The 12,721-nt window shown below is 69.7% G+C and carries 10 protein-coding genes; 9 read left to right on the forward strand and 1 reads right to left on the reverse strand.

The window, feature by feature from the left end; all coding sequences use genetic code 11:
* Window positions 1–47 precede the first annotated feature (47 nt).
* The 5 genes from AC1HIL_RS02155 to fahA are packed head-to-tail and all read left to right on the forward strand — an operon-like array spanning window position 48 to window position 5,546.
* Window positions 48–1,724 carry an FAD-dependent oxidoreductase gene (locus AC1HIL_RS02155; RefSeq protein ID WP_479671046.1) on the forward strand — a complete coding sequence of 559 codons (1,677 nt, stop codon included), beginning with the start codon at window positions 48–50 and terminating at the stop codon, window positions 1,722–1,724.
* A 24-nt stretch (window positions 1,725–1,748) separates the two neighbouring features.
* Window positions 1,749–1,946: a DUF2783 domain-containing protein gene (locus tag AC1HIL_RS02160; RefSeq protein ID WP_057593179.1), complete on the forward strand. Its 198-nt coding sequence runs from the start codon at window positions 1,749–1,751 to the stop codon at window positions 1,944–1,946.
* Between the two features lie 21 nt (window positions 1,947–1,967).
* A complete protein-coding gene (hmgA, locus tag AC1HIL_RS02165) occupies window positions 1,968–3,278 on the forward strand; it encodes a homogentisate 1,2-dioxygenase (protein ID WP_413762088.1) in 1,311 nt (436 codons plus the stop codon).
* Window positions 3,275–4,249 carry a Bug family tripartite tricarboxylate transporter substrate binding protein gene (locus tag AC1HIL_RS02170; RefSeq protein ID WP_203203250.1) on the forward strand — a complete coding sequence of 325 codons (975 nt, stop codon included), beginning with the start codon at window positions 3,275–3,277 and terminating at the stop codon, window positions 4,247–4,249. Before hmgA ends, AC1HIL_RS02170 begins: the two co-directional genes overlap by 4 nt.
* A gap of 28 nt (window positions 4,250–4,277) precedes the next feature.
* Window positions 4,278–5,546 carry a fumarylacetoacetase gene (fahA, locus tag AC1HIL_RS02175; protein WP_413762086.1) on the forward strand — a complete coding sequence of 423 codons (1,269 nt, stop codon included), beginning with the start codon at window positions 4,278–4,280 and terminating at the stop codon, window positions 5,544–5,546.
* Between the two features lie 81 nt (window positions 5,547–5,627).
* Here fahA and ggt read toward each other — a convergent pair whose 3' ends face one another.
* On the reverse strand, window positions 5,628–7,436 hold the full coding sequence (gene ggt / locus AC1HIL_RS02180) for a gamma-glutamyltransferase (protein ID WP_479671047.1): 1,809 nt from the start codon (window positions 7,434–7,436) through the stop codon (window positions 5,628–5,630).
* Window positions 7,437–7,542: 106 nt separating this feature from the next.
* Between ggt and AC1HIL_RS02185 the strand changes: the two genes are divergently transcribed.
* The 4 genes from AC1HIL_RS02185 (at window position 7,543) to AC1HIL_RS02200 (ending at window position 12,715) form a co-directional block, all read left to right on the forward strand.
* Complete coding sequence (locus AC1HIL_RS02185; RefSeq protein WP_296732693.1) at window positions 7,543–8,451, forward strand: LysR family transcriptional regulator; 909 nt, start codon at window positions 7,543–7,545, stop codon at window positions 8,449–8,451.
* Window positions 8,448–9,608: a branched-chain amino acid ABC transporter substrate-binding protein gene (locus AC1HIL_RS02190; RefSeq protein ID WP_479671048.1), complete on the forward strand. Its 1,161-nt coding sequence runs from the start codon at window positions 8,448–8,450 to the stop codon at window positions 9,606–9,608. Before AC1HIL_RS02185 ends, AC1HIL_RS02190 begins: the two co-directional genes overlap by 4 nt.
* Before the next feature lie 172 nt (window positions 9,609–9,780).
* Entirely contained in the window at window positions 9,781–12,264 is a 2,484-nt protein-coding gene (locus tag AC1HIL_RS02195) for a type VI secretion system Vgr family protein (RefSeq protein ID WP_479671049.1), read from the forward strand.
* Window positions 12,265–12,286: 22 nt separating this feature from the next.
* Window positions 12,287–12,715, forward strand: coding sequence for a DcrB-related protein (locus tag AC1HIL_RS02200; protein WP_057593172.1), 429 nt, complete (start codon window positions 12,287–12,289; stop codon window positions 12,713–12,715).
* Window positions 12,716–12,721 lie beyond the last annotated feature (6 nt).

Here is a 12,721-nt window from a genome sequence, read left to right on the forward strand (position 1 = left end):
CTCCCCGCCGAGGGAGCGGCAGGACAGAAGAGACGGAGACAACGGACGTGAACGCACTCGCCACCGAAGCCGCGCAGGTCGACTACCAGAGCCTGCGCTTCGACTACCGCCGCCACCCCGACCAGGACGCGGCCCCGCCCGCGCGCCACCCGGTGGTGGTGGTCGGCGCCGGCCCCGTGGGCCTGGCGCTGGCCATCGACCTCGCGCTGCGCCAGGTGCCGGTGGTGCTGCTCGACAACGACAACACCCTGTCGACCGGGTCGCGCGCGATCTGCTTCGCCAAGCGCACGCTCGAGGTCTTCGACCGGCTGGGCTGCGGCGACCGCATGGTCGACAAGGGCGTGTCGTGGAACATCGGCAAGGTCTACTTCCACGACGAGCAGGTCTACCGCTTCGACCTGCTGCCCGAGCCCGGCCACGAGCGCCCGGCCTTCATCAACCTGCAGCAGTACTACGTCGAGGGCTACCTGGCCGAGCGCGCGGCGCAGCTGCCGCTGATCGACATCCGCTGGAACAACAAGGTCACCGGCATCGCGCAGGACGCCGATGGCGCGACGCTGAACGTGGAGACGCCCGAGGGCGAGTACCGGCTGGCCGCCGACTACGTGAGCGCCTGCGACGGCTCGCGCTCGAACCTGCGCCAGCTGCTGGGCCAGGAATCGAAGGGCCGCGTGTTCCGCGACCGCTTCCTGATCGCCGACATCACGATGGACGCGCAGCTGCCGACCGAGCGCCGCTTCTGGTTCGACCCGCCCTTCCATCCGGGCCAGAGCGTGCTGCTGCACAAGCAGGCCGACGGCATGTGGCGCATCGACTTCCAGCTCGGCTGGGAGGCCGACCCGGTGGAGGAGCGCAAGCCCGAGCGCATCGTGCCGCGCGTGCGCGCGCTGCTCGACAGCATCGGCCACGCGGGCGTGCAGTTCGAGATCGGCTGGGCCAGCGTCTACACCTTCGCCTGCCAGCGCATGGACAGCTTCCGCCACGGCCGCGTGCTGTTCGCGGGCGACTCGGCGCACGGCGTGTCGCCGTTCGGCGCGCGCGGCGCCAACTCGGGCGTGCAGGACGCCGACAACCTGGCCTGGAAGCTGGCCGCCGTGGTGCGCGGCGAGGCGCCCGATGCGCTGCTCGACAGCTATGCCGGCGAGCGCGAGTATGCGGCCGACGAGAACATCCGCAACTCCACGCGCGCCACCGACTTCATCACACCCAAGAGCGAGGTCAGCCGGCTGTTCCGCGACGCGGTGCTGGCGCTGACGCGGCAGCACGCCTTCGCGCGCACGCTGGTCAACAGCGGCCGGCTGTCGGTGCCCTCCGTGCTGCGCGGCTCGCCGCTCAACACGCCCGACGTGGATGGCGACGGCTTCGCGGGCGCGATGGTGCCGGGCGCGGCCGCGGCCGACGCGCCGGTGGCACTCGCCGACGGCGGCAGCGGCTGGCTGCTGCGCGAGCTCGGCCGCGCGCACGGCTTCACGGCGCTGGTGTTCGGCGATGCCGACGACGCGGCGGTCGCGCGGAGCCTGCGCGCCATCGAGGCCGCGGCGCTGCCGCTGCGCACCGTGCGCGTGCCCGCGGGCGAAGCGAGCGAACTGGCCGTGCGGCGCTACGATGCGCGGCCCGGCACCGTCTACCTGCTGCGCCCCGACCAGCATGTGAGCGCGCGCTGGCGCGCGCCATCGTCCGCGCAGATCCGCGCGGCCTTCGACCGCGCGCTCGGCAAGGCCTGAGACCACACGCAGCGAGACATTGCCATGACCGCATCCACCCCCACGCTGATCACCGACGCGCACCTCGAGGCGCCCGACGATTTCTACGAAGCGCTGATCGAGGCGCACCAGGGCCTGAGCACCGAGGAAAGCCATGCGTACAACGCGCGCCTCGTGCTGCTGCTGGCCAACCACATCGGCTCGCTGCCCGTGCTGCGCGAAGCGCTCGCGGCCGCGAAATGAACACCACCCAGTGAGGACACCATGACCGCCGCAACTCCCGCCACCGAGCGCCGCTACCAGAGCGGCTTCGGCAACGAATACGCGTCCGAGGCCGTGCCCGGCGCGCTGCCGCAGGGCCGCAACAACCCGCAGCGCGGGCCCTTCGACCTCTACACCGAGCTGCTCTCGGGCACCGCCTTCACCGCGCCGCGCCACGAGAACCGCCGCACCTGGCTCTACCGCCGCCAGCCCTCGGTGGTGTCGGGCCGCTACCAGCCCTATGCGCAGGCGCACTGGACCACCGGCGCCGACCGCGAGATCGCGCTGCCGCCCGAGCCGCTGCGCTGGCATCCGCAGCCGCTGGACGGCGCGGGGGAACATGACTTCGTCGACGGCATGCACACCATCGCGGCCAACGGCGATGCCGAGTCGCAGGTCGGCATCGGCTCGCTGATGTACCTGGCGGGCCGCTCGATGGACAAGCGCGCCTTCGTCAACGCCGACGGCGAGATGCTGGTGGTGCCGCAGCAGGGCCGGCTGGTCATCACCACCGAGCTCGGCGTGCTCGAGGTGAAGCCCGGCGAGATCGCGCTGCTGCCGCGCGGCATGGCCTTCAAGGTGGCGCTGCCCGACGGTCTCTCGCGCGGCTACGTCTGCGAGAACTACGGCGCGCACTTCCGCCTGCCCGAACTCGGCCCGATCGGCTCGAACGGGCTGGCCAACGCGCGCGACTTCCAGGCGCCGGTGGCGGCCTTCGAAACGGAAGAAGGCGGCTACGAGATCGTCAAGAAGTTCGGCGGCCGCTTCTGGCACGCGCCGATGAAGCAGACGCCCTTCAACGTGGTTGCCTGGCACGGCAACCTCGCGCCCGTGAAGTACGACACCGCGCACTTCATGGTGATCGGCTCGATCAGCTTCGACCATCCCGATCCCTCGATCTTCACCGTGCTGACCTCGCCCAGCGACACGCCCGGCACCGCCAACTGCGACTTCGTGATCTTCCCGCCGCGCTGGATGGTGATGGAGAACACTTTCCGTCCGCCGTGGTTCCACCGCAACCTGATGAGCGAGTTCATGGGCCTGGTGCTCGGCGAGTACGACGCCAAGCCCGGCGGCTTCAAGCCCGGCGGCGCGAGCCTGCACAACAGCATGGTGCCGCACGGCCCCGACGAGGAAGCCTTCGACAAGGCCACCCACGCCGACCTCAAGCCGCACAAGCTCGACAACACGCTGGCCTTCATGTTCGAGAGCCGCTACCGTTTCATCCCGACGAACTTCGCGCTGCAAAGCAAGGCGCTCGACACCGACTACGCCGACTGCTGGGCCGGCCTCAAGGACCAGTTCAAGCCATGAACCCCGTCTTCGCACTGACGCGCCGCGCGGCCGTCCTCGCGCTGCTCGCCGCGCCCCTGTTCTCGCAGGCCGCGGACTTCCCCGCCAAGCCGATCCGCTTCATCGTGCCCTACACCCCGGGCGGCACCACCGACCTGGTGGCGCGCACCGTGGGCCAGAAGGTGTCGGAGAAGCTGGGCCAGCCGGTGCTGATCGACAACCGCGGCGGCGCGGGCGGCAACATCGGCATGGATGCCGTGGCCAAGGCCGCGCCCGACGGCTACACCATCGGCTTCGGCGCCATCTCGACCAATGCGCTGAACCCGCACATCTACAAGTCGATGGCTTTCGACCCGCGCAAGGACTTCACGGCCATCAGCCTGCTGGGCACCTCGACCATCGTGCTCGAAGTGCCGGCGGCCTCGCCGATCAAGTCGGTGGCCGACCTGATCGCGGCCGCGAAGAAGACTCCGGGCATGCCCTACGCCACCGCGGGCGCGGGCACCTCGATGAACCTGGCCGGCGTGATGTTCGCGCAGATGACCGGCACCGAGCTGACGCACGTGGCCTACAAGGGCAGCGGCCCGGCCATCACCGACATGCTGGGCAACAACATCGGCCTGATGTTCGACAACCTGCCGGCCTCGCTGCCGCACATCCAGGCCGGCAAGCTGCGCGCGCTGGCCGTGGCCGGTCCCACGCGCTCGCCCTCGCTGCCCGAGGTGCCGACCATCGCCGAGGCCGGCCTCAAGGGCTATGCGCTCGAGCCCTGGTTCGGCGTCTACGGCCCCGCCAACCTGCCGGCGCCGATCGTGAAGGCGCTCAACGAGGCCTTCGTGGAGGCGCTCGCGCAGCCCGACGTGAAAGCCAAGCTGGCGCAGGCCGGCTTCTCGCCGCGCGGCTCGAGCGCGCAGGAACTGGCCACGCTCACGCAGACCGAGTACCAGCGGCTCGGCGAGGTGGCGAAGAAGGCCGGCATGACGGCCGAGTGAACCGAACACAGCAACGAAAGACACATCCATGACCACCGCACTGAACGCCACCCACGACCCGAAACTGCGCAGCTGGGTCGCCTCGGCCAATGAAGCCGGCAGCGACTTCCCGATCCAGAACCTGCCCTTCGGCCGCTTCCGCGCCGCCGGCAGCACCGAGGCCTTCCGCATCGGCGTCGCCATCGGCGACCAGGTGCTCGACCTGCGCGCCGCGGGCCTGGTCGACAGCGACGACATGAACGCGCTGATGGCCGCCGGCACCCAGGAGCGCCAGGCGCTGCGCGCCGCGCTCTCGGCCGGCCTCGCCGAAGGCAGCGACAAGCAGGCCGCCTGGTCGAAGGCGCTCGTCGCGCAGGCGCAGGCCGAGATGACCGTGCCCTGCCGCATCGGCGACTACACCGACTTCTACACCGGCATCCACCACGCGACCACCATCGGCAAGCTGTTCCGTCCCGACCAGCCGCTGATGCCCAACTACAAGTGGGTGCCGATCGGCTACCACGGCCGCGCCTCGTCGATCGGCGTGAGCGGCCAGGTCTTCAAGCGCCCGCAGGGCCAGACCAAGGCACCCGATGCCGCCGAGCCCAGCTTCGGTCCGTCGAAGCGCCTGGACTACGAACTCGAGCTCGGCTTCCTGGTCGGCCGCGGCAATGCGCTCGGCGAGCCGATCGCCATCGGCGAGGCCGAGGAGCACCTGTTCGGCGTGACCCTGCTCAACGACTGGTCGGCGCGCGACCTGCAGGCCTGGGAGTACCAGCCGCTCGGCCCCTTCCTCGCGAAGAACTTCGCGAGCACGCTGTCGCCGTGGATCGTGACCATGGAGGCGCTCGCGCCCTTCCGCGCGAAGTTCGAGCGGCCCGAGGGCGATCCGCAGCCGCTGCCCTACCTCGACGCGCCGTCGAACCGCGCAGCCGGCGCGCTCGACATCACGCTCGAGGTGCTGCTGCAGACCGCGAAGATGCGCGAGGCCGGCGAGGCGCCGGTGCGCCTCACGCTCGGCAACACCACCGAGGCCGCCTACTGGACCGCGGCGCAGCTCGTGACCCACCACACGGTGAACGGCTGCAACCTGCAGCCCGGCGACCTGCTGGGCTCGGGCACGCTTTCGGGCCCGAAGCCCGACCAGGCCGGCTCGCTGATGGAGCTCACGCTCGGCGGCAAGCAGGCGGTGACCTTGCCCAACGGAGAGAAGCGCACCTTCCTCGAGAACGGCGACACGCTGGTGATGCGCGGCTGGTGCGAGCGCGCGGGCGCGGTGCGCATTGGGCTCGGCGAGGTCAGCGGCACGGTGGTCTGACGCCACCGGCGTTCGTCCTGCACAAGACAGTGAAGGCGGTGAAGGCGGCAACGCCTTCACCGCCTTTTTCACGTCAACGCATCAGGGCTTCGGCGCCACCACGAGCGCGAGGCCGTCGGGATTGCGCGGGTCGGACACCGGCACCGGCGCGTTGCCCACGACCTGGATCGCCTGGATGTTCTGGCCGCCGGCCAGTCCGTCCTGCATCGTCCAGCCGCGTGCGCGCAGGTTGTCGGCCGTGGCCGCGGGGAAGCGCTCGGCCTCGTAGTAGATGACGTTGTCGGGCAGGAGCTGGTGGTGGAAGCGCGGTTGCGCCTGCGCCTGGTCGAGCGGCAGCTTGTAGTCGAGCACGTTGACCAGCACCTGGTAGACCGCCGTGAAGATGCGCGAGCCGCCGGGCGTGCCGAGCACCAGCGCGAGCTTGCCGTCCTTCACCGCGATGGTCGGGCTCATCGACGACAGCGGGCGCTTGTTGGGCTGGATCGAGTTGACATCGCCGCCGACCACGCCGAACTGGTTCGGCACGCCGGGCTTGGCGGAGAAGTCGTCCATCTCGTTGTTGAGCAGGAAGCCCGCACCCTCGACCACGATGCCGCTGCCGAAGCCGCCGTTGAGCGTGTAGGTGATGGCCAGTGCGTTGCCCCACTTGTCGACCACCGAGAAGTGCGTGGTCTGCGGCTTCTCGCCGGTGCTGACCGGCGGCACGGGGTCGGTGCCGAGGCCCGGCTTCACCTTGGCCAGCGGCGTCGGCGTGGCGGGGTTGACCTCGGCCGCGCGGCCCTTGAGGTAGTCGTCGGCCAGCAGCTTCAGCATCGGCACCTGGTAGAAGTCCGAGTCGCCGAGGTACTGCGCGCGGTCCGCGAACACGCGCTTCTCCATCTCCGCCGTCAGGTGCACGTACTGCGCCGAGTTGAGCGGCGCCTTGGCGAACTGCGGCTCGAGGTCCTTCTTCATCTTGAGCAGTTGCCCAATGCCGAAGCCGCCCGAACTCGGCGGCGGCGCGGTGTAGACCGTGTGGCCGTTCCAGTCGATGGCCACGGGATCGCGCCACACCGCCTGGTAGTTCTTCAGGTCGTTCTTGCTGATGAGGCCGCCGGTGCGTCCCATCTCGGCCACCAGCAGGTCGGCCGTCTTGCCGGTGTAGAACTCGCTGCCGCCGTTGTCGCTGATGCGCTGCAGCGTGTCGGCCAGCTCGGCCTGCTTGAACAGCTGGCCCTTGATCATCTTGCCGCCGAAGTACTTGTTGAAGTTCGAGCGGCTGTTGACGGTGGTCAGCTCGGCCGTCGAGTACGCGACGAAGCCGTTGCGCGCATAGGCGATGGCCGGTGCCAGCACCTGCGCCCAGCTGAGCTTGCCGAAGCGCTGGTGCGCGGTCCACATGCCCGCGACCGAGCCCGGCACGCCCGCGGCCAGCGAGCCGTCGAGGCTCAGGCCCGGGATCACGTCGCCGTTCTTGTCGAGGTACATGGTGGGCGTGGCCGCGCCCGGTGCCTTCTCGCGGAAGTCGAGGAAATAGGGCTTGCCGTTCATCCAGGTCGTCATGAAGCCGCCGCCGCCGAGGTTGCCCGCCTCGGGCAGGGTCACGGCGAGCGCGAAGGCGGTAGCGACGCCGGCATCGACGGCATTGCCGCCCGCGTCGAGGATCTGCTTGGCGGCGGCCGCGCCGAACTGGTCGGGCGATGCCACCGCGCCCGCGTTGAGCGTGGTGCTCTCGGCCGGAGGCGCCGGTGGCGCGGCGGGAACGACGGGGGCGAAGGCGGTGCCCGATCCGCCACCGCCGCAAGCGGAAATACCGATGGTGGCGAACAGGATCAGGGAATGAAATGCGCGGCGCGACGTGGCGTGCGTGAAGGGCACTGTGAGTCTCCTCAAGTTGTGAATCTCTGGCATGCTCGCCAGGCTTTTTTGGGGGGTGCGCACTCCCGGGGGCGGACTGTAGTGCCCGGTCCTGCCAGCGTCTAACGAAAGATTTTCGATTTACCTATTCCGGATCCTCATGGAGACAAGAAAGCTGGCGCACCTGATCGAATTGGCGATGACCGGCTCCTTCAGCCGCGCGGCCGCCAACCTGCATCTCACGCAATCGGCGCTGAGCAAGAGCATCCAGTCGCTCGAGGCCGAAATCGGCGTGCCGCTGATCGAGCGGCTCGGGCGGCGCTGCACCACCACCGCCGCGGGCTCGCTGGTGGTCGAGCGCGCGCGCCGGCTGCTGGTCGACGTCGACAACCTCTCGGTCGGCGTGAGGGACGAGGCCGTGCTCGAGGGCACGCTGCGCGTGGGCTTCGGTGCCGGCCCCGGCGCGTGCATGAGCGCGGACTTCATCAACCACGTGCTCGAGGCGCATCCGCGCGTGAAGCTGCTGGTGCGCCGCGGCACGGCGCGCTTTCTCATGAGCGCGCTGCGCGACCGCTCGATCGACGCCGTCCTGATCGACGCGCGCTCGCTGGTGCTGTCCGACGAGCTCGTGGTCGAGCGCCTGGGCGGCCTCGCGGGCGGTGCCATCTGCCGCGTCGGCCATCCGCTGGCCGCGCGCGCGGCGGTCACGATGCAGGACCTGCTGCAGTACCCGATCCTCAGCACCGACGTGTCGGACGAGGTGGCGACGCTGACGAAGGAGCACTACGGCCTGAGCGACGACGTGCGCCACTCGACCACCGTGGAGTCGGAGGAACTCGAGCCCCTGATCGCCGCGACGGCGCGCTCCGACGCGATCTTCTTCGGCGCGCTCGCGGCCGCCGGCGAGCAGATCGCCGCGGGCCGATTGCGGCGCATCACGGTCGAGTCGCAGCTCGAGCTGTCGATCCCGGTCGCGCTCGTGCGGCTGGCCAGCAAGGGCGAACAGAAGCTGGTGCAGGTGGTGCGCGAGTTCGCGGCCCATTGGTTCGCGGCGCGGGAGACCCCATGAAGCCTTCTTCGTCGCGCATCGCGAAGCGCGTGCTGGCGAGCGCGCTGGCCGGTCTCGCCTTCGGCGCGCTCGCGCAGGAACAGACCATCCGCATCGGCCTGGTCGCGCCCATGAGCGGCGCGCTGGCCGTCTCGGGCAAGGCCAACCAGAAGGGCGGGCAACTGGCCGTGGACGAACTCAACCGGCAGCAGTTGCGCATCGGCGGACGACGCGCGCGCTTCGAGCTGATGGCCGAGGACGATGCGGGCGATCCGAAGCAGGGCACCGCGGCCGCGCAGAAGCTGGTCGACGCCAGGGTCCACGGCGTGGTCGGCCACCAGACCTCGGGCTCGGCCATTCCCGCCTCGCGGCTCTACAGCGAAGCCGGCATCCCGCAGGTCTCGCCTTCGGTCACGGCACCCAGGTACACCGAGCAGGGCTTCAAGACCACCTTCCGCATCGTCGCGGGCGACGCCAACATCGGCGACGCGATCGCCACCCATGCGGTGCAGCGGCTGCGCATGAAGCGCTTCGCGATCGTCGACGACCGCAGCTCCTACGGCCACGGCATCGCCGAGGAGTTCGCCAAGGCCGCCGTGCGTGCGGGCGGCACCATCGTCGGCCGCGAACATGCGAGCGACAGGAGCAGCGACTTCTCGGCCATCCTCACCGCGATCAAGGCACAGCAACCCGATGCGATCTTCGTCGGCGGCATGTACGCGATGGCCGGCCCGATGCTGCGCCAGATGAAGCAGCTCGGGCTCGGTGCCGGCATGCTCGGCGGCGACGGCATCTGCGACAACGAGCTGCTGCGCCTGGCCGGCGGCGCGGCGCGCGACGACCAGGTGTTCTGCGCGGCCTCGGGCGAGATCGAGGACGACCGCGAAGGCCGGCTGCGCGACTTCCGGAAGGCCTACCGCCAGCGCTTCGACATGGACCCGGAGCTGGTCTCGCTGTATTCCTACGACGCGGTGAAACTGCTCGCGGATGCGATGCGCCGCGCCGATTCCGCGAACCCCGAGACCTACCTGCCCTTCCTGGCACGCACGCGCGACTACGCCGGGCTCACGGGCAGGATCTCCTTCGATGCGAAGGGCGACCTGCTGCATCCGCAACTGGCGCTCTACACCTTCAGGCACGGCGTGCGCGCGCACCTGGCGACGGTCCAGATGCCGTAGCGCGCGCGGCCGCTGCGAGCTTTCGTACTCCTCGCGCGACCGGATCGCCCGCCGCGCGCCGCGTGTCATATCCCGGCCATGAAAGCTTCATAAGGTCATCGCAGCACCTGGGGCCACACCGTCTTGCGCTCCAGCGATCGACGGCCATCAGGTCACGGGGAGACCAGAAGGAATGAACCGCAGCTTCATCGCCCACAGTCCGCTGGGCGAGCGCGTGAAGTTTCGCTCGATGACGGGACAGGAGCGGATCTCCACGCTGTTCGAATCGCGCGTGCGCCTGGTCGCCGACACGCCCGGCATCGCCGCCCGGAGCGTGCTCGGCAAGGACATGACGATCGAGATCGACCTCGCGACCGAGCTCGGCGGCGCGGGCCGGCGCTTCATCAGCGGCCAGGTCACGCGCTTCGCGCGCGTGGGCAAGGACGACGGCGACATGCATGTCTACGAAGCCGTGCTGCGCCCCTGGCTCTGGTACGCGACGCGGCGCTCGGACTTCAAGATCTTCCAGTTCAAGACCGTGCCCGAGATCGTGCAGGAGGTGCTCGCGCCCTATGGCTTCGCGATCGAACCCAAGCTCTCGGGCAGCTACCGCAACTGGGACTACTGCGTGCAGTACGGCGAGACCGACTTCGACTTCGTGAGCCGGCTCATGGAGTCCGAGGGCATCTACTACTTCTTCGCGCATGCAAAAGGCAGCCATCAGCTCGTGCTGTGCGACGGACCGGGCTCGCATGCGCCGCTGCCCGCCGGCCCGGTGAAGGTGCCCTACCACGCGGGCGTGCTCGCGGCGCAGATCCTCGAGCAGGACTTCATCGACAGCTGGCACCACGCCGAGGACATCGCCTCGGGCCATTTCGCGGCCGACGACTACGACTTCAGGAAGCCCCAAGCCGAGATCGACACGCTGCGCCGCCAGCCCGCGGGCCATGACCACGACAGCTACGAGCGCTACGACTGGCCCGGCGGCTACACCGAACTCGGCGACGGCGAGAACTACGCGCGGCTGCGGCTCGAACAGCAGATCGGCCGGCGCGAATCGATCGAGGCCGAAGGCAACCTGCGCCACATCGCGCCCGGCTACCTGTTCGACCTCGCGCGCCATCCGAACGCCGAGGACAACCGCCGCTACCTGATCGAGGCCGCGAGCCACGACTTCCAGGAGAACGCGCTGCGCGTGGCCGCCGCCGGCGCCGCCTACGGCGAATCGACCAGCAGCACCAGCTACCGCCAGGCCTTCGCGGTGGTGCCCGACAGCGCGCCGTATCGCGTGCCGCGCCTCACGCCGCGCCCGCGCACCACCGGCCCGCAGACCGCGGTGGTGGTGGGCCCGGCGGGCGAGGAGATTTACACCGACGAGTACGGCCGCATCAAGGTGCAGTTCCACTGGGACCGCTACGGCCAGCGCGACGAGAACGCCTCGTGCTGGATCCGCGTCTCGCAGACCTGGGCCGGCGGCGGCTACGGCAGCATGCAGATCCCGCGCATCGGGCAGGAGGTGATCGTCGACTTCCTCAACGGCGATCCCGACCATCCGATCGTGACCGGCTGCGTCTACAACGCCGCGCAGATGCCGGCCTGGGAGCTGCCGCGCCACAAGACGCAGTCGGGCATCCAGACGCACTGGAGCAAGGGCGGTGGCGGCAAGCACATGCTGCGCTTCGAGGACCAGCGCGGCAGCGAGCACATCGAGCTCTCGACCGACCATGGCGCCACCCACCTGCACATGGGCTACCTGATGAACCAGGGCTCGGAGGTGCAGCGCAGCTACGGCTTCGAGTTGCGCACCAACGAGTGGGGTTCGATCCGCGCCGACAAGGGCCTGCTCTTGACCACCTACACGCAAGACTTCACGCAGAAGATCTCGCGCGACAACCCCGACGGCCACGAGCAGCTCGGCGCCACACTGGCCCAGAGCCAGGCCCTGATGCAGGAGGCGGGCCAGGCGATGGCCGCCACGAAGTCGCTGGTCGGCGCGCTGGCGCGCGGCAAGAACCAGCAGCTCGTGGGCCTGGTGCAGGGCGTGCAGTCGGCCGGCGGCACCTCGCAGGCGGTGGCGGCGCTCGCGGCCGCGGGATCGCCCGAGGGCGGCGTGTCGGACGATGCGGACCCCTCGATGGACGAGGCGCAGCAGATGCTGGGCCTGTCGCGCAAGATCGACAAGCCGGTGGTGTCGATCGTGAGCCCCGAGGGCCAGACCATGATCAGCCCCAAGCCCATCGTCGTGAGCTCGGGCCGCAGCGTGTCGATCCGCGCGCAGTCGGCCATGACGCTGACCAGCGGCGCGCAACTCACGCAGCTCGCCAAGACCGGCATGGTGACGCAGGTCAGCACCGGCGGCCAGGTCAACGTGGTGTCGGCCGGCGACATCGTCTCGCGCGCCAGCGAGGGCGCGATGAACCTGCTGTCGAAGAACGATGCCACGCTGGCCTCGACGAGCGAGAACGCGAACCTGTTCGGCAGGAAGTCGGTGATCGTGAATGCGGCCGAGCAGGACGTCTTCGTGCTCGGCAAGACCAGCATCTCGCTGCTCTGCGGCGAATCGTCGATCGTGTTGCTGGCCGACGGGACCATCCGGATCAAGGGCAAGACCGGCGTCTTCGAGTTCTCCGACACGCTGGACCAGACGGGCCGCAACAAGATCCTTCTCAACTGCTGAGGCGCGCCCGCCGGAAAGCCGAATGCACTATCACTTCCAACGCGGCACCGTCGAGGTCCCCGACCACTACAACGACCGCACGATGCACGTGCTGGTGCCCGCGGGCGCCGGCTTCACCTTCATCATCAGCCAGGACGAGCTCGAGCCCGGCGAGTCGCCCGAGGCCTTCGTGCAGCGCCAGCTCGGCAACCTCGCGCGCCAGGTCACGAAGTTCGAGGAGACCGCGCGCGAAGCGATCTTCCTGGGCCCGCCCGAGCAGGGCGTGCAGGGACTGCGCATCGAGTTCAGGTACCGCCAGCGCGGCAGCTTCTCCTACCAGTGCCAGGGCATCTTCCCGTTGTCCGACCGCAAGACGCTGCTGACCTTCACCGCCAGCGCCGCCGCGCCCTTCGACGCACCGCAGCTGCAGCTGTGGCGGCAGATGGTGGCGAGCGTGGCGCTGCGCCGGTAGGCCCCG

The sequence above is a fragment of the Variovorax sp. ISS6 genome, assembly GCF_056523145.1.